Source organism: Bradyrhizobium sp. JYMT SZCCT0180, assembly GCF_018130165.1.
Taxonomy (GTDB): Bacteria; Pseudomonadota; Alphaproteobacteria; order Rhizobiales; family Xanthobacteraceae; genus Bradyrhizobium.
Genome location: NZ_JAFCLZ010000006.1, coordinates 247,714 through 267,125, shown reverse-complemented (window position 1 = coordinate 267,125; position 19,412 = coordinate 247,714). Strand labels below are relative to the sequence as shown.

Below are 19,412 nucleotides of genomic sequence, written 5' to 3'. Positions count from 1 at the left end.
CCGGTTCGCGTCAAGAAAACGCGTCAAAAAGAGACGTGCGCGAAGCACTCCGCGGCGGGAGCAACGGCGATGACGTTTGAGCCATTCCTCATCGTTGCGTTTTTCGTGGGCTATTTCTTCGGCTCGATTCCATTCGGGCTGTTGCTGACCAAGTTCGCCGGCACCGAGGATCTGCGCTCGATCGGCTCCGGCAGTATCGGCGCCACCAACGTGCTTCGCACCGGCCGCAAGGGCCTCGCCGCCGGGACGCTGATCGGCGACGCGCTCAAGGGCACGCTCGCGGTCGTCGTCTGCGGCTACTATGGCGGCCCCAACGCCGCGATGCTGGCCGGATTCGGCGCCTTTCTGGGCCATCTCTATCCGGTCTGGCTCAAGTTCAAAGGCGGCAAAGGCGTCGCGACCTATATCGGCGTGCTGATCGGCCTGTTCTGGCCTGCGGCCATCGTGTTCTGCGTGATGTGGATCGCGACCGCCATCACCACGCGCTACTCGTCGCTGTCGGCATTGATCGCAGCCTTCGTGACGCCGCTGTTCCTGTGGTGGTTCCTCCACCCGGCGCTGGCTTCGCTGTTTGCGGTGATGACGCTCCTGCTGTTCTACGCGCACCGCGAAAACATCAAGCGCCTGCAGACCGGAACCGAGAGCCGGATCGGCGCGAAATAAGCTCGAACCGTAGCCCGGATGAGCGCAGCGATATCCGGGGGCGCTGGCAGATTTTCCCCGGATGTCGCTTCGCTCATCCGGGCTACGCACTTCCTCACCGCGCCAGCGCCTCCTCGACGAACCGCGCCGCTGCGAGCGCCTTCGCGTCCTCGCCATAGCGCGCGATGACCTGCACGCCCACCGGCAATCCGCCGGCGGCGATGTGCGCGGGAATGTTGACGCAGGGCGTTCCCATCAGCGTCCACAGCCGGTTGTAGCGGGCGTCGCCCGTCGAACCCAATCCCGCAGGTGCGGCACCCGGGGCTGATATGGCCAGCAGCACGTCGACGTCTTCGAAAACTTTTGCCAGCGCGATTCTGGCCTGACGTGTAACTTGCATCGCCCCGTCATAGGCGGCAGGCAGCATGCCCTTGCTTTCGTCCAGCCGTCCACGCAGATTCGGCGCGACGGCGTCGTAATGCACGCGGTATTCAAAGGCGAGCGCCTGATGCGCTTCGAATTCCTGCACTGTCGGATGCTCGCGCCATGCTTCGGCTATGATCTCCGGCATCGCCAGCGTGCGCACGGATGCCCCTGCCCGTTCCGCAGCCTTGGCGGCGATCTGCAGAGCCTCGACGCCTTCGGCCTCCGGTGCACCGGCAAAGTCCTGGGTCACGACGCCGATACGCGGCGTCGGCACTGACGCCTGCGGCAGAAATTCGTCCCGGCCGGTCATCGCCGCAAGGCCGTGCGCGACGTCGCGAACACCGGCGGCGAACAAACCGACGGTATCCAGCGTCCACGAATAACACTTCACGCCGACGGTCGGCAGCAGGCGGTAGGACGGCTTGATCGCGGCACAGCCGCAGAACGAGGCCGGCCGGATCACCGAGCCACCGGTCTGCGTGCCCAGCGCCAACGGGATCATGCCGGCCGCGACCGCGGCTGCCGAGCCTGCCGATGATCCACCCGGCGTGTGAGCATTGTTGCGCGGGTTGAGCGTCGCGGTCGGATCTGACGATGCGAACGCCGTCGTCGTGGTCTTGCCGACGATGCTGGCCCCTGCCGCCTTCAGCGCCATCACGACAGCCGCATCCCCGCGCGATCGAAATCCCTTGTAGATCGACGAGCCCATCTCGGTCGGAAAATCAGCGGTATCCATGATGTCCTTGATGCCGACGGCGACGCCGCGCAACGGCCCGGCGTTCTCAGCGCGGATGTTCGGATCATGGCAGACGAAAGCGCCGATCGTTTTCTCGTGCGCGCCGATCGCCTCCAGCGACTGGGCAATCGCGGCTTCCGCGGAAAGATCGCCCTGCGCGATACGGCGTTGAAGGTCGGCGAGCGAGATCATGGACATTCCTCCTGCGGCGGACCAACCGGTTTTACGGAGCCGACCGGAGCGGAGCAACGCATCAGCGGGCATGGCAGCCGTGAGAACAGGTGTTGCTTGCAATCTCCGGTTGGGCAAAGCTGCACCGACATGCACGACCGTACGCCCAGCGCGCCCCACCTCACCGATTCCGAGCGGATCGACCGGTTGCGGCTCATTCGCTCCGACAATGTCGGCCCACGCACCTTCGCTTCCCTGCTCCGGCATTTCGGCAGCGCCCGCGCCGCGCTGGAGCGGCTGCCCGATCTGGCGCGGCGTGGCGGCGCGTCAGGATCGGGGCGCATCTGCAGCGAGGACGACGCGCGGGGTGAACTCGCAGCTGGCCGAAAGATCGGCGTCGCTCTCGTCGCGCCCGGTGAAGCCGGGTACCCGCCGCGGCTGGCCACGCTGGACGATGCGCCGCCGCTGCTCGGCGTCCGCGGCGCGCCTGAGGTGATGATGCGGCCGATGATTGCGATCGTCGGCTCGCGCAATGCCTCCGGCGCCGGATTGAAATTCGCAGGCCAGATCGCGCGCGACCTCGGCGAAGCCGGTTTTGTCGTTATCTCCGGATTGGCACGCGGCATCGACCAGGCCGCGCATCGGGCAACGGTTGCGAGTGGCACGGTGGCGGTGCTGGCCGGCGGCCATGACCGGATCTATCCGCCCGAGCATGAGGACCTGCTGGCCGCATTGCTCGAACAAGGCGGCGCGATTTCCGAAATGCCGCTCGGCCACGTGCCCCGCGCCCGCGATTTTCCACGCCGCAATCGCCTGATCTCCGGCGCTTCGCTCGGCGTCGTCGTGGTCGAAGCCGCGCATCGATCGGGATCGCTGATCACGGCGCGGATGGCCGCCGAACAGGGCCGCGAAGTGTTCGCGGTCCCCGGCTCGCCGCTCGATCCCCGCGCCGCCGGCACCAACGATCTGATCAAGCAGGGCGCGACGCTGACCACGGAAGCGACCGACGTGATCAACGCGGTCGCGCCGATCATGGAGCGGCCGGTCGCTATTGAACTGCGCGAGCCCGACGGTGAGCCGCTGGATTTCGACGCGGGAGCCGGCGAACGCAAGCACATCATCGATCTGCTTGGGCCAAGCCCGATCAGCCTCGACGATCTGATCCGGATGTCGGACGCCTCGCCCGCCATCGTCCGGTCGGTGCTGCTCGAGCTCGAGCTCGCCGGACGGCTGGAGCGCCACGGCGGCGGATTGGTGTCACTGGTTTAGAAGCGCAGTGGCTCTTCGAAAGGGTCGAAACAAAAACTCGCGAAAACAACCCCATGCAAAGTAAGACAGGCAAGGACTAGCAGTACCCTAGTACTTACGACGACCAGGTTAGCGCTTGTCGTTGCGCGCATCGAAACTGCTGCGGGCGCCTTCGATTTCCGGCAGATGCGCGAACGCCCATTGGCCGAGCGCCTTGACCGGCTCCGCAAGCCCGCGGCCGAGAGCGGTCAATTCATAGTCGACCCGCGGCGGAATGGTCGGAAACACCGTGCGTGTAACCAGGCCGTCGCGCTCCAGCCCGCGCAGCGTCAGGGTCAGCATTCGCTGCGAGATACCGCCAATCACACGCTTGAGCTCGTTGAAGCGCTGCGGTCCGCCGATCAGCTGCATGATCACGAACACGCTCCATTTGTCACCGACGCGGGCCAGCACCGAGGCGACGGCGCGGCAATCGCCCGAGGCGTGCGGGCTCGGGGGAAGGACAGGCACATTGATGTGCTCGGGTCTCATGGATGTGCTCGGGTTTCAAAAATGTGCGTTCTTGCGGGGTTCTAGGGCAGTCACTCATATAGCGCCAGTTACAAATCAATACCAAGGGTGACTCAAATGAAACTTCTGCATATCGACTCCAGCGTCCTCGGCCCCCATTCCGTCAGCCGCCAGGTTTCCGCCGCCATCGTGGACCGGCTGCGCCAATCCACATCAGGCCTCGAGGTCAATTACCGCGACCTGACCCTGACGCCGCTGGCGCATCTGTCGGGCTCGCATCTTGCGGCCGGCCAGGGCGCCCCCGAGGCGTCGCTGCAGCCGGACCTCGCCGCCGGTCAGGCGGTGCTGGAAGAGTTTTTGGCCGCCGACATCGTCGTGCTCGGCGCGCCCATGTACAATTTCACCATTCCGAGCCAGCTCAAGGCCTGGATCGATCGCATATTGGTGGCGGGCAAGACGTTCAAATACAGCGCCCAGGGTGTCGAAGGTCTGGCCGGCAACAAGCGGGTCATCGTCGCGATCTCGCGCGGCGGATTTTACGGCCCGGGCACGCCGGCCGCCGTCGGCGAGCATCTGGAGACCTATCTGCGCTGGGTGTTCGGCTTCATCGGCATCGCCAGTCCCGAGTTCATCTCCGCCGACGGAATCCAGGTCGGTCCCGAGCATCGCGAAAAAGCGGTCGCCGGCGCGCTGAAAGCCGCGGGCAACCTGAACGCAGCCTGAGTTGGTGCGAGAGCGGTTGCCGTCACCAGACGCGCGACGGCAGCCGCTCCTATCAGAACACGCCGTTGATACGGAGGATAACGACAATCAAGGAGAACAGGAGACCGACACCCGAAAACAGCGCGACTGAAACGAATTGCGCGGTGTCCGAATTTTCCGCCGGGGTCGAGGAGATGCCAGTGGTCTTCGGCACGACTGGGCTCACCGGTTGATGGTTGTCTACGAAACTCCTGTCCTCGAAATCTCAAGCAGTTACACGCATGGTTCAATGGGCGTTCTGGCTCAGCGCCAATCCGCCGCAGGGCGCGAGAGCCGGCCAGCGTCCGAGATCGGTGTCATCGGACCCGCCGGCCGGCTTCGATGTTGCCGGGATATTCGCCTACCCGCGATAGATCGGCGCGCCGCTCGGCGAGGCCGTAGCACCCCCGTCGACGAACAACTCCTGCCCCTGGATATGCGCGGCATCGTCGGAGGCCAGGAACAGCACCGTCTTCGAAATGTGATCGGGCTCGCCGATGCGGCCGAGCGGCGTGGTGGCGCCCATGCGCTGCTCGAACGCCTTTTCGGCTTCGGGGGTCGCCAGTGCCGCGCCCCAGATCGGGGTGCGGATCGCACCCGGCGAGACCACGTTGACGCGGATATTGCGCGGCGACAGTTCGGACGCCATCACCCGCGCCATCGCGCGCACGCCGGCCTTGCTGGCCGCGTAGGCGGAATAGCCGGAATTGCCGAGCACCGAAATCACCGAGCCGTTCAGGATGATGGAGGCGCCGTCGTTGAGATGCGGCACCGCGGCCTGCACGGTGAAGAACACCGCCGTGATGTTGGTGCTGATGACTTTCTCAAAGGTCTCGAGCGTGGCTGATCCAAGCGGCGTGCCGCCGGCAATGCCGGCATTTGCGAAGATGACGTCGAGCTTGCCGAATTTCGCAACCGCCTGCTTGATCGCAGCCTCGGTCGCGGCGATGTCGGTGGCGTCGGCGACGATCGCAAGCGCATTTGGCCCGAGTTCCCTGGCAGCCGCCTCCAGCGTCTCCTTGTTGCGCCCGGTGATGGCGACCCGCGCCCCCTCCGCCACGAACAGCTTGGCCGTCGCAAGTCCGATGCCGCTGTTTCCGCCAGTAATGAACGCCGTCTTGTTCGTCAGTCTCACGGGAGCCTCCAGTGGTTGCATTATTAAACTAAGTTGCCATTTAGAGTATCTGGTTTTATAATGCAACTACACAAGGCTGTGATCGTCCAAAGCGTTTTCGAGCGAAGTGGAGTCCGGTTCGCGTGAAGAAAACGCGTCAAACAAAAAATCCGCGGAGATGGCCATGGTGAAACGGACGAGCTTTGAGAACGACGATTGCCCGATCGCGCGCTCGCTGGATGCGATCGGCGACTGGTGGTCGCTGCTGATCATCCGCGAGGCGCTATTTGGTAGTCGCCGCTTTGGCGAATTCCAAAAAAGTCTCGGGCTCGCCAAGAACATCCTCACCGTGCGCCTGCGCGCGCTGGTCGATCAGGGCATCCTCAAGCTGGCCCCCGCCTCCGATGGCAGCGCCTATCAGGAATATCTTTTGACGCCGAAAGGCCGCGGCGTGTTTCCGATCCTGGTAGCTCTGCGCCAGTGGAGCGAGGAATTCGACGATCGGCCCGAGGAAATCGCGACTATCCTGGTCGACAAGGAAAAGGGCCGCCCGGTTCGCAAGCTCGAACTCTATTCGCAGGACGGGCGGCTATTGAGCGCGGCCGACACCGCGCTCAAGCCGCGCGCGGACGTCAAGTCATCACGGAAGCTCAGGTCCATTTCGGCCTGAACAGACGCCGGCTACGATAGCTTGCGCTTGCTCCGCAGCCGCAGGTGTTCCTGGGCTTCCAGCAGCGCCATCCCGAGCAAATGGCTGAGGACCTCAAGCCGGTGGCGCTCGGCGAGTTTTGTCAATTCGGCAACGGTCTCCGCGATGAAGGCCACGGCCTCGTCGGGGCCGCCCTCCTCACCTGATTCATCCGCTTGATATCGCCGATTACCGCCCGAAACGGTGCGCTTCCGGCCGCCCCCTGCCTTGCTCAAATAAAATGCACCCAATCCCATATAATATGGACGAGAAATAACCCCTTTGCGGGCGCAACTCTAGGGCGCAATTCGCAACTTCCTGTATATAAGTCCGGGCGTCAAAGACCCCTTTCCGGCCCCTGCTCAATATCTGTCGATTTGACAGGGGCCGCCTCACCACCCATGTTCGGGTCGAAACGGCGGCCGCGAGTCTCGCGGAACCGGCCTTAATCTTTTCCCGTAAGCTATTGGAATGACATGAATATCGTCATTGTGGAGTCGCCGGCGAAAGCCAAGACGATCAACAAATATTTGGGCGCCTCCTACGAGGTTCTGGCCTCGTTCGGCCATGTTCGCGACCTCCCCGCCAAGAACGGATCGGTCGATCCGGACGCCAATTTTCAGATGATCTGGGAGGTCGACCCCAAGGCGGCCGGCCGGCTCAACGATATCGCCAAGGCCCTGAAGGGCGCCGACCGACTGATTCTCGCAACCGACCCTGATCGCGAGGGTGAAGCGATCTCCTGGCACGTGCTCGAAGTACTCAAAGAGAAGCGCGCGCTGAAGGACCACAAGATCGAGCGCGTGGTGTTCAACGCCATCACCAAGCAGGCGGTGACCGATGCGATGAAGTCGCCGCGCCAGATCGATGGCGCGCTGGTCGACGCCTATATGGCGCGCCGCGCGCTGGACTATCTGGTCGGCTTCACGCTGTCGCCGGTGCTGTGGCGCAAGCTGCCGGGCGCCCGCTCGGCCGGCCGCGTGCAGTCGGTGGCGTTGCGGCTGGTTTGCGACCGCGAACTCGAAATCGAAAAATTCGTGCCGCGCGAATACTGGTCGCTGGTGGCAACGCTGACGACGCCGCGCGGCGATACGTTCGAGGCGCGGCTGGTCGGCGCCGACGGCAAGAAGATCCAGCGGCTCGACATCGGCACCGGCGCTGAAGCCGAAGACCTCAAAAAAGCGATCGAGGCCGCCAACTTCACGGTCTCGACCGTTGAAGCCAAGCCCGCCCGCCGCAATCCGCAGGCCCCCTTCACCACCTCGACGCTGCAGCAGGAAGCCAGCCGCAAGCTCGGCTTTGCGCCGGCGCATACGATGCGGATCGCGCAGCGCCTGTATGAAGGCATCGATATCGGCGGCGAGACCACCGGTCTCATCACCTATATGCGTACCGACGGCGTGCAGATCGACGGCTCGGCCATTACCCAGGCCCGCAAGGTGATCGGCGAGGATTACGGCAACGCCTATGTGCCGGAGGCGCCGCGCCAGTACCAGACCAAGGCCAAGAACGCGCAGGAAGCGCATGAAGCGATTCGCCCGACCGATATGTCGCGCCGTCCGGCCGAAATGCGCCGGCGTCTCGATACCGATCAGGCCAAGCTCTATGAGCTGATCTGGATCCGCACCATCGCGAGCCAGATGGAATCCGCCGAACTGGAACGCACCACCGTCGATATCGCCGCCAAGGCCGGCTCACGCGTGCTGGACCTGCGCGCCAGCGGCCAGGTCGTGAAGTTCGACGGCTTCCTCGCGCTCTACCAGGAAGGCCGCGATGACGAGGAAGACGAGGATTCCCGTCGCCTCCCCGCGATGAGCGAGGGCGAAGCGCTGAAGCGGCAGGATCTCGCCGTCACCCAGCATTTCACTGAACCGCCGCCGCGCTTCTCCGAAGCGTCGCTGGTCAAGCGAATGGAAGAACTCGGCATCGGTCGTCCCTCGACCTACGCTTCCATCCTGCAGGTCCTGAAGGACCGCGGCTACGTCAAGCTTGAGAAGAAGCGATTGCACGGCGAAGACAAGGGCCGCGTCGTGGTCGCGTTCCTCGAAAACTTCTTCGCGCGTTATGTGGAATATGACTTCACCGCCAATCTGGAAGAACAGCTCGACCGCATCTCCAACAACGAGATTTCCTGGCAGGATGTGCTGAAAGAGTTCTGGACCGGATTCGCCGGTGCAGTCAGCGACATCAAGGATATTCGCGTCTCTGAGGTGCTCGATGCTCTCGACGACATGCTGGGCCCGCACATCTATCCGCCTCGCGCTGACGGAGGCGATGTCCGGCAGTGCCCGACGTGCGGCACCGGCAGGCTCAATTTGAAGGCTGGAAAGTTCGGCGCCTTTGTCGGTTGCTCGAATTATCCGGAATGCCGTCACACCCGTCCGCTTGCCGCTGACAGCGAGGCCAGCGCCGACCGCGTGCTCGGCAAGGACCCCGCAACCGATCTCGACGTCACGGTGAAGGCCGGACGCTTCGGTCCCTACATCCAGCTCGGCGAGCAGAAGGATTATGCCGAGGGCGAAAAGCCGCGCCGCGCCGGTATTCCGAAAGGCTCCTCGCCCGGCGATATGGAGCTCGAGCTTGCGCTAAAACTGCTGTCGTTGCCGCGCGAGATCGGCAAGCATCCCGAGACTGGCGAGCCGATCACCGCCGGCATCGGCCGCTTCGGCCCATTCGTGCGCCACGAAAAGACCTATGCGAGCCTGGAAGCCGGTGACGAGGTGTTCGACATCGGCCTCAATCGCGCGGTGACGCTTATCGCCGAAAAGATCTTGAAGGGCCCGAGCGGCCGTCGCTTCGGCGCCGATCCCGGCAAGCCGATCGGCGAGCACCCGAGCCTCGGCGGTGTTGCCGTCAAGAACGGCCGCTACGGCGCTTACGTGACCGCCGGCGGCGTCAACGCCACGATCCCGAGCGACAAGACGCCGGATACGATTACGCTCGCCGAAGCCATTGCACTGATCGACGAACGCGCCGCCAAGGGCGGCGGCAAGCCGAAGCGGGGCGCGAAGAAAGCCGCACCGAAGAAGGCCGCCAAGGCCAAGGCGCCCGTTGATCCAGACGCGCCGAAGCCGGCCAAAAAAGCCGCGGTGAAGAAGGCCGCTGCAAAACCGAAATCGGAAGCCGTCAGCAAGGCGCGCGCGCCGGTCGCGTCTGCGGCCAAGACGTCGGCGGCAAAACCTGCAGCAGCACCCAAAACGCCTGCGAAGAAGAGCGCGGGCAAGGCCCGGGGATAAGTGAAGAGAAAACACGACAATGGCTTTCCGGCCCGGGACGCCATCGTTGCCTTCATCCGTGCGAATCCAGGCAAGATCGGCACCCGCGAGATCGCCCGCGAGTTCGGTCTGAAGAATGCCGACCGCGTCGAGCTGAAGCGAATCCTGCGCGAACTCGCCGACGAAGGCACCATCGCCAAGCGCGGCCGCAAGGTTCTCGAGCCCGCCGCGCTGCCGCCGACCGTGATGGCCGACATCACCGGCCGCGATACCGACGGCGAACTGCTCGCCACCCCCACCGAATGGGATGAAGAGGAGTTTGGCGCGGCACCGAAGATCCGAATCCATGTTCCGCGTCGTCCGCAACCGGGCACCGCCGCCGGGGTCGGCGACCGCGCGCTGCTCCGCGTCGAAAAGACCGACGACACTGCTGGCACGCCGTATCGCGGACGCGTCATCAAGGTCATCGACCACGCTCGCACCCGCCTGCTCGGCATTTTTCGGAAGCTGCCCAATGGCGGCGGAAGGATGATCCCTGTCGACAAGAAGCAGGCCGGTCGGGAGTTGAACATCGCAAGCTCCGACACCGGCGGCGCCGAGGATGGCGACCTCATCAGCGTCGATCTGGTGCGCACGCGCGGCTACGGGCTTGCGTCGGGTAAGGTAAAGGAGCGGCTCGGCTCGCTCGCGACCGAAAAAGCGGTCAGCCTGATCGCGATCCACGCCCACGACATTCCGCAGGCCTTCACACCATCAGCATTGCGCGAAGCCGAGGACGCAAAGCCGGCGATACTCAAGGGCCGCGAGGACTGGCGCGAGCTGCCGCTCGTGACCATCGATCCGCCCGACGCCAAGGACCATGACGACGCGGTTCATGCCGCGCCCGATGACGATCCGAACAACAAGGGCGGCTACATCGTCCATGTCGCGATCGCCGATGTCGCGTTCTATGTGCGCCCGGCTTCGGCGCTCGATCGCGACGCGCTGACGCGCGGCAATTCGGTGTATTTCCCGGACCGCGTGGTGCCGATGCTGCCCGAGCGCATCTCCAACGATCTGTGCTCACTGGTGCCGGGCGAACCGCGCGGCGCGCTCGCGGTGCGGATGGTGATCGGCCCTGACGGCCGCAAGCGGTCGCACAGTTTTCACCGGGTGCTGATGCGCTCGGCCGCCAAGTTGAACTACGCGCAGGCGCAGGCCGCAATCGACGGCCGGCCCGACGACACGACTGGTCCCCTGCTCGAACCGATCCTCAAGCCGCTCTATACGGCCTATGCACTGGTGAAGCTGGCGCGCGACGAGCGCGATCCGCTGGATCTCGATCTGCCCGAGCGCAAGATCCTGCTGAAGCCCGACGGCACCGTCGATCGCGTCATCGTGCCGGAGCGGCTGGATGCGCACCGGCTGATCGAGGAGTTCATGATCCTCGCCAACGTCGCCGCCGCCGAAATGCTGGAGAAGAAGGCGCTGCCGCTGATCTATCGCGTGCACGACGAGCCGAGCCAGGAGAAGGTTCATAACCTCCAGGAATTTTTGAAGACGCTCGACCTGCCGTTTGCAAAAGCGGGCGCGTTGCGCCCCGCTTTGTTCAATCGCGTGCTGGGCCAGGTCCGCGGCGAGGACTATGAGCCGCTGGTCAATGAAGTGGTGCTGCGCTCGCAGGCGCAGGCGGAATATTCGGCGGAGAATTACGGCCATTTCGGCCTCAACCTGCGGCGCTATGCGCATTTCACTTCGCCGATCAGGCGATACGCCGATCTGATCGTGCATCGCGCGCTGATCCGCGCGCTCGGCCTCGGCGAAGGCGCGCTGCCGGACACCGAAACGCTGGAAACGCTGAGCGAAGTCGCCGCGCAGATTTCGGTCACCGAACGCCGCGCCATGAAGGCCGAACGCGAGACCGCCGACCGGCTGATCGCGCATTTCCTCGCCGACCGCATCGGTGCGACGTTCCAGGGCCGCATTTCCGGCGTCACCCGCGCCGGACTGTTCGTGAAGTTGTCTGATACCGGCGCCGACGGGCTGATCCCGATCCGCACGCTCGGGACCGAATATTTCAACTATGACGAGACGCGCCACGCGCTCGTCGGCTCACGCAGCGGTGCCATGCACCGGCTGGGGGACGTTCTCGACGTACGTCTGGTAGAAGCAGCACCAGTAGCTGGCGCGCTGCGGTTCGAATTACTATTTGAAGGCAAGGTCATTCCGCGCGGCAGAAAACAGGGCGGCCGCCGCGAAGGTTCGAAAGCCCCGGTCACGCCATCGAAGACGCGTCCGGGCCGTAGCCCGCATCCGAAGGAAAGCAAGTCCGGTAAAGGCAAGCCCGGCAAATCGAAGAGAGGCAAGTCATGGAAACGGTGAACCCCGCGACGACAGTCTGGACCAGGGAATCCGTGAAGGGCGAAAAGCGCGACCTCTGGACTGCGATGAAGCGCGGCTTCATGTGCCGCTGCCCGCGCTGCGGCGAAGGCAAGCTGTTTCGGGCGTTCCTGAAGGTCGACGACCACTGCAAGACCTGCGGGCTCGATTACACGCCGCACCGCGCCGATGATTTGCCGGCCTATCTCGTGATCGTCATCGTCGGCCATATCGTGGTACCGGTCGTGCTGTGGGTGGAAACCAATTATTCGCCGGCGATCTGGCTGCAAATGGCTATCTACCTGCCCTTCACCTTCCTCTCGTCGCTGTTGCTGCTGCAACCGGTCAAGGGCGCCGTGGTCGGTTTCCAATGGGCGCTGCGTATGCATGGCTTTGACGAAAATGCCCCTAGCGACATTCCGCCGGTCTAGCTAAACCAAAAACAACAAAAGACCGAACGGGGATGGAATGACCGAAGCAGCGCCTGCAATCGTCGAAGGAAAAGAAGCCGATCACCATCCCTATTTTCGACCAAAGGATGCCGCGACGCTGATCCTGATCGACCGGAGCGGCGACAAGCCGAAGGTGCTGGTCGGCAAACGCCACGACAATGTGGTGTTCATGCCCGGCAAATATGTTTTCCCCGGCGGCCGCGTCGACAAGGCTGACAACCGCATTCCCGTTGCCGCACCCATCACCGGCGAGCTCGAAGCCAATCTGCTGAAGGGCAGCCCGAAGATCGCGCCGTCGCGCGCACGTGCGCTGGCGGTTGCGGCGATCCGCGAGGCCTGCGAAGAGACCGGACTCTGCCTCGGCCGCAAGGTCGAAAAGCCCGTAAAACTCGAAGGCGCCTGGCAGCCGTTCTCGGATGCCGGCCTGCTGCCTGATCCGTCCAGCCTGTTCCTGATCGCACGCGCGATCACCCCGCCCGGCCGCGTCCGTCGTTTCGACACCCGATTCTTCACCGCCGACGCTTCCGCCATCGCCCACAAGGTCGAGGGCGTGATCCACGCCGATGCCGAACTGGTGGAGCTGGTCTGGGTCGAGATCGGCTCGAAACCGCTCGCCGATGCGCATGCCATGACCAAGAACCGTGCTCGCCGAACTCGACCGCCGCCTCGCCACCGGCCCGCTGCGCCACGACGCCCCGGTGCCGTTCTTCCACTTCTACGGCGGCAAGATGCAAAAGGACGTGCTGGGGGCGTAGGGCCCGGCTCTCTCCCCGTCATTGCCTGCGACAAACGCAAAGCGTTTGCGCAAGGGAGCATAGCGACGAAGCAATCCATCTATCCGTCTGCGCCGCGCGATGGATTGCTTCGCTTCGCTCGCAATGACGGTATTGGCGGCGTCGAATCCTTCTCCCCCCATCCCTTAAATTGCAAAATTCTTCTGCCTGCCGCCGATGGCGCAACCACCTGCCATGCCTATCTCTTTCCCCAACACCAACGAACACGGAAACGGGGCGATGGCACAACGGCAACTCAAGCTCGGCGCGTTCATGCGGCCGGTCTCTATCCACACCGGCGCGTGGCGCTATCCGGGGGCTTGGCCGGACGCCAATTTCAGTTTCCCGCGTATCAAGAAACTGATCCAGAAACTCGAAGCCGGAAAATTCGACGCCTTCTTCATGGCCGATCATCTGGCCGTGCTGAACATGCCGGTCAATGCGCTCAAGCGCAGCCACACCGTGACCTCGTTCGAACCGTTCACGCTGTTGTCGGCGCTGGCCGGCGCCACCGAACATATCGGGCTGATCGCGACCGGTTCGACCACGTTCGACGAGCCCTATCATGTCGCGCGCCGTTTCGCTTCGCTCGATCACATCAGCAATGGGCGCGCGGGGTGGAATATCGTCACCACCTCCAATCCGGACGCCGCGCTGAATTTCGGGCTCGACGACCATATGGAGCATGCCGAGCGCTACAAGCGGGCGCGTGAATTCTATGACGTCGTTACCGGCCTGTGGGATTCGTTTGCCGACGATGCCTTCGTGCGCGACGTCGAATCCGGCCTCTATTTCGATCCCACCAAAATGCACGTGCTCAATCACAAGGGAAAATATCTCAGCGTCCGCGGGCCTCTTAACATCGCCCGCCCCGTGCAGGGCTGGCCGCTGATCGTGCAGGCCGGCGCCTCCGACGACGGCCGGCAGCTGGCGGCAGAGACCGCGGAAGCCGTGTTCACCGGCGGCGGCTCTCTCGCCGATGCCCAAAAACTCTACGCCGACATCAAGGGCCGGATGGAAAAGATCGGCCGCAACCCCGAGCATCTCGTCATCCTGCCGGGTGCCTTCGTCGTGGTCGGCGACAGCGTCGATGAGGCAAAGGAGAAGCGCGCAAAGCTCGACAGCATGGTGCATTACGACAGCGCGATCGCCTCGCTGTCGGTTCAGCTCGGCACCGACGCCTCCGGTTTCGATCCCGACGGCCAGTTGCCGCCGATTCCCGAAACCAACGCCAGCAAGAGCGGCCGCCAGCGCCTGGTCGATGTCGCGGCGCGCGACAAGCTGACCGTGCGTCAGCTCGCCCAGCGCGTCGGCGGCTATGGTGGGCTCTCCTTCGTCGGCACCCCGGTGACGATCGCCGACCAGATGGAGGAATGGCTGACCAGCCGCGGCAGCGACGGTTTCAACATCATGTTCCCGTTCCTGCCCGCCGGCCTCGACGATTTCGTCGACAAGGTGGTGCCGGAACTGCAAAAGCGCGGGATTTTCCGTAAAGAATACGAAGGCAAGACCCTCCGCGAGAATTTGGGGCTGCCGAGGCCGAAAAACCGGTTCTTTGAGGGTTAATTGCCCGGATTTGGACCGGATTCGCCGCTGAAAACCTTGACTTTGGGCGATCAGAAGCTAGGTTGCCGCACAAATGCGGGCCGATTTGGCTGGCACCCGATTTTCACACATCAAGGGTTTTGAACATGGCCAAAGCGGTCACCATCAAGGTCAAGCTCGTTTCCACGGCGGACACCGGCTTCTACTACGTCGCCAAGAAGAATTCGCGCACCATGACCGACAAGCTGGTCAAGAAGAAGTACGACCCGGTCGCGCGCAAGCACGTCGAGTTCAAGGAATCGAAGATCAAGTAAGCGTTCGAAACGCTGCTGACTTGTTTTGAACGGGGCCCTTTTCGGGCCCCGTTTTGATTCTGCAGATGCGAGCGCGAGCGATGGCCGCAGCCCAATGGTGCCCCGCGAGGCCGTCTATTTCCAACCGAACCGACGGCGCGCATCATGGACAAAAGCGGCTGCTGGAGATTGTAACTGTTCAGCGGATTTGAAGACCTTTTCGTCCACCGCGATCGCCCCAACTGACAGAAAAACGCCTCCCGCCGCAAACTCGAGTCCGCCACCCAACGCGGCACCCGCAACGCCGAGGGCTGACGGCGCAAGCCGAAAAAGATTCCGGGCGACTTTCCTTATCGTCAACTTTTTGGCGGCGGTGTTGGTTGAATCCACCAACTCGCGCATTTCCTTGACCGCACGGTCGATCGACTCTCGATCCGTCGTGCCATCGCGGATGAAGTTTTGCTGCCAATCGATGAAGGCCGTGCGTCGCTTCCGAAATTCTGCATCCCCGGTAACAAATTCAACTACTTCGGTTAGCATTTTTTCGTCAGAAAGCTTGTCGTCGTCGACATCTGGAACGAGAAGCTCCGCAGCGAGCACGTTGGCAAGTAGCTGCCGAGGCAAGACCTGTCTTCCACCGGGAGTATGGTTGCCGCCTTCACTCTCGAATTCTTTGAAAGAGCGATAAGCGGGTCCTAACGCGACGCCATCGACGTAAGCCGGCAAATCTCGCGTCAACAGCGTTCGGGTCGCAGCAAAGGCATAGTCCGGAACACCTTGGGCAGCCAGCCTTGCAGCTTCCGCTCGGTATTCGTCTTCCATTTTGCCCTCGCTATTCCAGGACACCCTGCGGATGACAGGACTTAGCAAGTCTAGAAGTTTGTGCTGCGCGGCAGGATCCCACCCTCCTTTCTCCCACCGTGCCCATTCCGCGAGATCAGGTTTCCAGTCGACTGGACCGTTCTTGTTGGGAGGCCCGCTATTGTCCGGAAAATATCCGACCGCCGGAACGGGAAACACAAGCCGGTCGAACAGAACAACATCGACGGCAAGGTTACGTGGTGTGAGATGGTCTCTCACTGAATATGTCGCCCACAGCTCTCGGCTCATCGTCCACTCCTTGGAGTAGAAGCCAAGCAAGATACTCTACCTCTAGCTATAGTAAAGGTCTGCTATGAGCCTTACGCGGCGCCAGCGCTGGACGTGCATGCCCTCAAACCCTCTCGGCTTGCCGAGGTCCTTTTTTGGCTATCTCGCAGCGACCATTGGCGGCTCGCTTGGCCTGATCAGCGCGAACGCGACCTGGATGATGCCGCCCGCAAGTCCCAGCGCGACACCGATCCGCCACGCCATGGTGTAGGAGCCGAGCTGGTCGTAGATCAGCCCTCCGCCGTAAGCGCCGAGGAACGAGCCGAGTTGGTGGCTCATGAAGGCTAGGCCCTGAATCATCGCCTGCCATTTCAGGCCGAACATTTCGGCGACGGCGCCCGCAACCAGCGGGCCGACACCCATCCAGAGGAACCCCATGATCGCGCCGAACAGCAGCGTGGTTGCCGGCGTTGCCGGCAGCATGAAATACCAGGCGAGCGCGATCGAACGGAAAATGTAGATGCCGCCGAGCAGCGCCAGCTTGTTCCAGCGCTGGCCGGCCCAGCCGAAGAACAGGCTGCCCAGCACGTTGAAGCCGCCGATCATGCCGAGCGTCTGCGCGCTCAGCATCGGATCAAGGCCGCAGATCAAAAGATAGGACGGCAGATGCGTGGTGAGGAACACCAGCTGCATGCCGCAGACGAAATAGGCGCAGGTCATCACCACGAACGATGCGTTGCCGAACGCGATCTTGGCGGCGGTCGAAGCCGAAGCGTCGCCGATGTCGTCGGCGGCCTTGGGCGGCAGCGGGATCTTGTCGGCCCTGCCCGCATACCAGGCCGCCGGCAGCATGAACAGCGACAGGATCACAAAGCCGGCGACGCCGACGCGCCAGCCAAAACCCTCGTTCAACAGCTGCCCGATCGGCGCCGAGACCAGAGCCCCGAGCGACCCCGCCGCCGAGACCATGCCCATCACGGTGCTGCGCACGGTAGCGGGCACGGCGCGCGCGGCAACCGACATCGCGATCGCATTGGCGGTGCAGGCGAGCGAAGCGCCGATCAGCACGCCCGCGCCGATCAGGATCGGGATCATCCCGTGCGCGGTCGCCATCAGGGCAAGGCCGACGATGTACATCAGCGTGCCCACGATCATGATCGGGCGGAAGCCGTAGCGCACCGTCATGGCGCCGGCGATCGGCTGCAGGAATCCCCAGGCGAGATTTTGCACGGCCAGCGCCAACGTGAAGTCCGACACCGAAATGCCGATGTCCTTCGTCAGCGGCTGCATGAAAATACCAAAGCTCTGCCGCAGGCCCATGCTCAGGGTCAGCATCACGGAGGCACCGATCAGGATCGGGAGTGTTGGACGCAGGATTTGCAGCAGGGCCATTGTTTTTATTCTCCCTAGCGGCCGCGATTCAAAAGCCGCGTCCTGCGTTTGCGGTCTGATTTAGGTACACAGACCTGTGTAACAAGGCTATAAGGGCCGTCTGCTGTCAAGGCTGAAGGATATCGCGCACGCGCATGGCACCCCTGCCCGCCAAACCGGACATGAAGGACCGGATTCTCGAAACCGCGGATAGGCTGTTCTATCTGCAGGGGATTCGTGCGGTCGGCGTCGACACGATCGCGGCCGAAATCGGCATCAGCAAGCGCACGCTGTACAACCACTTCCCATCCAAGGATGCGTTGATCTCGGCCTATCTGGCACGCCGCTTCGTGCAGCCGCGCCCGTCCGAGAAGCCGCCGGTCGAACAGATTCTCGGCACCTTCGATGCGTTGGAGCGGCGTTTTGCAGCCAAGGATTTTCGCGGCTGCCCGTTCGTCAACGCGGTGGCCGAACTCGGCAGCGAGGATAAATCCGTCCGCAAGATCGCAATCGCGTTCAAGGAAAGCCGCCGTCTCTGGTTTCGCGATTTGCTGCTGCAGATTGGCGTCGGGAATGCCGAGGCGCTGGCAACGCAATTGGCCGTCCTCGTCGACGGCTGCATCGCGCAAGATCTGGTTCGCAACGATCCGGCGATGGCGCGGGCGGCGAAAGAAGCCGCAACGGTGTTGCTCAGGCATGCCGGGGTGAAAGTCGGCGGCGGGGAGACTGCGCAATAGCCACAGATCAGCGCGCGTTGACCCTCTATCGCCGTCCCTGCTAACGCTGGGAACGACAGCCAAACAAACGGCGCAAGCAAGGAAACACCATGGAAGACTTGACGGTGACCGCCAAGGGTTACGACTTCAAACCGGCCCACGCCGCGATGCAGCGCTATATCGACGGCAACATTCTGGCCGGCGTGTCGTCCGCGGTCCTGGTCGGCCGCGATCTGGTGGACGTCAACTGCGTCGGCTGGGCCGACAAGGAAGCGCAGACGGCGCTCCGCCCCGACCACATCTTCCGTGCGTTCTCCAATACGAAATTGGTGACCTCCAGCGCCGCGCTCCTGCTGATGGAGGAAGGCCGGCTCAAGCTGGACGATCCGGTCGAAAAGTACATCCGGCAGTTCGCGAACCGGAAGGTGCTGCGCCCCGGCGCGACGTCGCTCGACGACACCGAGCCGGCCAAGTCGCCGATCACCATCCGCCATCTGATGAGCCATAGTTCAGGACTGAGCTACGGCTATTTCGATCCCGGCAGCACCATCTTCAAGGCCTACACCGAGCGCGGCGTGCTCAACCCCACGACGACGCTCGCCGACATGGTCGATGTGCTGGCGGATCTGCCGCTGATCTATCATCCCGGCACGTCGTGGGAGTATTCGGTCGCCATCGACGTGCTGGCGCGACTGGTCGAGGTCATCAGCGGCCAGCCGTTCGACGTCTTCGTCAAGAGCCGCATCTTCGATCCGCTCGGCATGGTCGACACCGGCTTCGTGGTACCGGAGAAGGATCACGGCCGGCTTGTCGCCTATTACGTCGGCGCCGATCTGATGGAGCCCCTGAAGCCCGGGCTGACGCGATCGGAGAAAGCGCCCTACCCCGGCGCGTATTTGCGCCCGGTCGCGCGGTTCGACGGTGGCGGCGGTCTGGTCACCACGCTGCCCGACATGGTGGCGCTGATCCGGAGCCTTTTGCCAGGCGGCAACACGCTGCTCAAGCCGGAGACGATCTCGCAGATGCTGACCAACCAGCTGCCGGACGGCCAGTGGATCCGCTTTGCCCTGATGGGCGAACAGGTCGGCAAGGCGCACACGCTGGCGGGCGGCCTGATCGTCAAGCCGACGCCGTTCGACCATCCGGATGCATCAGGCGAGCTCTATTGGGGCGGCGTCGCCGGCACGCAATGGTGGATTTCGCCGAAACACAACATGGCGGGCGTAATGATGGCGCAGCGCCACATGGCGTTCGTCCATCCGTTCTCGTTCGAATTCAAACGGCTGGCGTATGACGCGGTGAAGCGCGGGCGGTAGCAAGACTG

18 protein-coding genes and 1 pseudogene are annotated in these 19,412 nt (G+C 63.3%); 12 read left to right on the top strand and 7 right to left on the bottom strand.

Features of this window, described 5'->3' with window-relative positions; translation table 11 throughout:
• The first annotated feature begins 69 nt into the window (after positions 1–69).
• Entirely contained in the window at positions 70–663 is a 594-nt protein-coding gene (gene plsY / locus JQ641_RS11340; RefSeq protein WP_211996033.1) for a glycerol-3-phosphate 1-O-acyltransferase PlsY, read from the top strand.
• A gap of 94 nt (positions 664–757) precedes the next feature.
• On the opposite strand, the gene JQ641_RS11335 is transcribed toward plsY, so the two are convergent.
• Positions 758–1,996, bottom strand: coding sequence for an amidase (locus tag JQ641_RS11335; protein ID WP_211996032.1), 1,239 nt, complete (start codon positions 1,994–1,996; stop codon positions 758–760).
• A 129-nt stretch (positions 1,997–2,125) separates the two neighbouring features.
• Between JQ641_RS11335 and dprA the strand changes: the two genes are divergently transcribed.
• Complete coding sequence (gene dprA / locus JQ641_RS11330; RefSeq protein ID WP_211996031.1) at positions 2,126–3,244, top strand: DNA-processing protein DprA; 1,119 nt, start codon at positions 2,126–2,128, stop codon at positions 3,242–3,244.
• A 108-nt stretch (positions 3,245–3,352) separates the two neighbouring features.
• On the opposite strand, the gene JQ641_RS11325 is transcribed toward dprA, so the two are convergent.
• Complete coding sequence (locus tag JQ641_RS11325; RefSeq protein ID WP_211996030.1) at positions 3,353–3,754, bottom strand: winged helix-turn-helix transcriptional regulator; 402 nt, start codon at positions 3,752–3,754, stop codon at positions 3,353–3,355.
• A 96-nt stretch (positions 3,755–3,850) separates the two neighbouring features.
• Between JQ641_RS11325 and JQ641_RS11320 the strand changes: the two genes are divergently transcribed.
• A complete protein-coding gene (locus JQ641_RS11320; RefSeq protein ID WP_211996029.1) occupies positions 3,851–4,456 on the top strand; it encodes an FMN-dependent NADH-azoreductase in 606 nt (201 codons plus the stop codon).
• Positions 4,457–4,508: 52 nt separating this feature from the next.
• Here the strand turns inward: JQ641_RS11320 and JQ641_RS11315 are convergent, their stop codons facing one another.
• Together JQ641_RS11315 and JQ641_RS11310 are read right to left on the bottom strand one after the other, a co-directional pair.
• On the bottom strand, positions 4,509–4,649 hold the full coding sequence (locus JQ641_RS11315) for a hypothetical protein (RefSeq protein WP_211996142.1): 141 nt from the start codon (positions 4,647–4,649) through the stop codon (positions 4,509–4,511).
• Between the two features lie 186 nt (positions 4,650–4,835).
• The gene (locus JQ641_RS11310; protein WP_211996028.1) at positions 4,836–5,609 is read right to left on the bottom strand and encodes an SDR family NAD(P)-dependent oxidoreductase; all 774 of its coding nucleotides are present in this window, start codon (positions 5,607–5,609) and stop codon (positions 4,836–4,838) included.
• A 163-nt stretch (positions 5,610–5,772) separates the two neighbouring features.
• Between JQ641_RS11310 and JQ641_RS11305 the strand changes: the two genes are divergently transcribed.
• Positions 5,773–6,258, top strand: a complete 486-nt coding sequence (locus JQ641_RS11305; RefSeq protein ID WP_211996027.1) for a winged helix-turn-helix transcriptional regulator — start codon at positions 5,773–5,775, stop codon at positions 6,256–6,258.
• 11 nt (positions 6,259–6,269) lie between these two features.
• Here JQ641_RS11305 and JQ641_RS37820 read toward each other — a convergent pair whose 3' ends face one another.
• The gene (locus tag JQ641_RS37820; RefSeq protein ID WP_192733705.1) at positions 6,270–6,413 is read right to left on the bottom strand and encodes a hypothetical protein; all 144 of its coding nucleotides are present in this window, start codon (positions 6,411–6,413) and stop codon (positions 6,270–6,272) included.
• A 339-nt stretch (positions 6,414–6,752) separates the two neighbouring features.
• Here JQ641_RS37820 and topA point away from each other — a divergent pair, with 339 nt between their 5' ends.
• The 6 genes and pseudogenes from topA (at position 6,753) to rpmG (ending at position 14,933) form a co-directional block, all read left to right on the top strand.
• On the top strand, positions 6,753–9,512 hold the full coding sequence (topA, locus tag JQ641_RS11295) for a type I DNA topoisomerase (RefSeq protein WP_211996025.1): 2,760 nt from the start codon (positions 6,753–6,755) through the stop codon (positions 9,510–9,512).
• Positions 9,513–11,852: a ribonuclease R gene (gene rnr / locus JQ641_RS11290; RefSeq protein WP_211996024.1), complete on the top strand. Its 2,340-nt coding sequence runs from the start codon at positions 9,513–9,515 to the stop codon at positions 11,850–11,852.
• Entirely contained in the window at positions 11,840–12,280 is a 441-nt protein-coding gene (locus tag JQ641_RS11285; protein WP_211996023.1) for a DUF983 domain-containing protein, read from the top strand. The genes rnr and JQ641_RS11285 overlap by 13 nt, the downstream gene beginning before the upstream one ends.
• A 37-nt stretch (positions 12,281–12,317) precedes the next feature.
• Positions 12,318–13,056 (top strand): annotated as a pseudogene (locus JQ641_RS11280) (NUDIX hydrolase).
• A 258-nt stretch (positions 13,057–13,314) separates the two neighbouring features.
• Positions 13,315–14,640, top strand: a complete 1,326-nt coding sequence (locus JQ641_RS11275; protein ID WP_211996022.1) for an LLM class flavin-dependent oxidoreductase — start codon at positions 13,315–13,317, stop codon at positions 14,638–14,640.
• 125 nt (positions 14,641–14,765) lie between these two features.
• Positions 14,766–14,933, top strand: a complete 168-nt coding sequence (rpmG, locus tag JQ641_RS11270; RefSeq protein WP_027537094.1) for a 50S ribosomal protein L33 — start codon at positions 14,766–14,768, stop codon at positions 14,931–14,933.
• Between the two features lie 114 nt (positions 14,934–15,047).
• Here the strand turns inward: rpmG and JQ641_RS11265 are convergent, their stop codons facing one another.
• Positions 15,048–16,022 carry a hypothetical protein gene (locus JQ641_RS11265; protein ID WP_211996021.1) on the bottom strand — a complete coding sequence of 325 codons (975 nt, stop codon included), beginning with the start codon at positions 16,020–16,022 and terminating at the stop codon, positions 15,048–15,050.
• Positions 16,023–16,160: 138 nt separating this feature from the next.
• Complete coding sequence (locus JQ641_RS11260; RefSeq protein ID WP_211996020.1) at positions 16,161–17,393, bottom strand: MFS transporter; 1,233 nt, start codon at positions 17,391–17,393, stop codon at positions 16,161–16,163.
• Positions 17,394–17,527: 134 nt separating this feature from the next.
• Between JQ641_RS11260 and JQ641_RS11255 the strand changes: the two genes are divergently transcribed.
• Both JQ641_RS11255 and JQ641_RS11250 read left to right on the top strand, forming a co-directional pair.
• Positions 17,528–18,109 carry a TetR/AcrR family transcriptional regulator gene (locus tag JQ641_RS11255; protein WP_211996019.1) on the top strand — a complete coding sequence of 194 codons (582 nt, stop codon included), beginning with the start codon at positions 17,528–17,530 and terminating at the stop codon, positions 18,107–18,109.
• A gap of 89 nt (positions 18,110–18,198) precedes the next feature.
• Positions 18,199–19,404 carry a serine hydrolase domain-containing protein gene (locus JQ641_RS11250; RefSeq protein WP_249150340.1) on the top strand — a complete coding sequence of 402 codons (1,206 nt, stop codon included), beginning with the start codon at positions 18,199–18,201 and terminating at the stop codon, positions 19,402–19,404.
• Positions 19,405–19,412 lie beyond the last annotated feature (8 nt).

What these genes read in the sequence shown, in the direction of transcription:
- plsY (WP_211996033.1), top strand. Translation starts at nt 70, where the DNA reads ATGACGTTTGAGCCATTCCTCATCGTTGCGTTTTTCGTGGGCTATTTC.
- JQ641_RS11335 (WP_211996032.1), bottom strand. Translation starts at nt 1,996, where the DNA reads ATGATCTCGCTCGCCGACCTTCAACGCCGTATCGCGCAGGGCGATCTT.
- dprA (WP_211996031.1), top strand. Translation starts at nt 2,126, where the DNA reads ATGCACGACCGTACGCCCAGCGCGCCCCACCTCACCGATTCCGAGCGG.
- JQ641_RS11325 (WP_211996030.1), bottom strand. Translation starts at nt 3,754, where the DNA reads ATGAGACCCGAGCACATCAATGTGCCTGTCCTTCCCCCGAGCCCGCAC.
- JQ641_RS11320 (WP_211996029.1), top strand. Translation starts at nt 3,851, where the DNA reads ATGAAACTTCTGCATATCGACTCCAGCGTCCTCGGCCCCCATTCCGTC.
- JQ641_RS11305 (WP_211996027.1), top strand. Translation starts at nt 5,773, where the DNA reads ATGGTGAAACGGACGAGCTTTGAGAACGACGATTGCCCGATCGCGCGC.
- topA (WP_211996025.1), top strand. Translation starts at nt 6,753, where the DNA reads ATGAATATCGTCATTGTGGAGTCGCCGGCGAAAGCCAAGACGATCAAC.
- JQ641_RS11285 (WP_211996023.1), top strand. Translation starts at nt 11,840, where the DNA reads ATGGAAACGGTGAACCCCGCGACGACAGTCTGGACCAGGGAATCCGTG.
- JQ641_RS11275 (WP_211996022.1), top strand. Translation starts at nt 13,315, where the DNA reads ATGGCACAACGGCAACTCAAGCTCGGCGCGTTCATGCGGCCGGTCTCT.
- rpmG (WP_027537094.1), top strand. Translation starts at nt 14,766, where the DNA reads ATGGCCAAAGCGGTCACCATCAAGGTCAAGCTCGTTTCCACGGCGGAC.
- JQ641_RS11265 (WP_211996021.1), bottom strand. Translation starts at nt 16,022, where the DNA reads ATGAGCCGAGAGCTGTGGGCGACATATTCAGTGAGAGACCATCTCACA.
- JQ641_RS11260 (WP_211996020.1), bottom strand. Translation starts at nt 17,393, where the DNA reads ATGGCCCTGCTGCAAATCCTGCGTCCAACACTCCCGATCCTGATCGGT.
- JQ641_RS11255 (WP_211996019.1), top strand. Translation starts at nt 17,528, where the DNA reads ATGGCACCCCTGCCCGCCAAACCGGACATGAAGGACCGGATTCTCGAA.
- JQ641_RS11250 (WP_249150340.1), top strand. Translation starts at nt 18,199, where the DNA reads ATGGAAGACTTGACGGTGACCGCCAAGGGTTACGACTTCAAACCGGCC.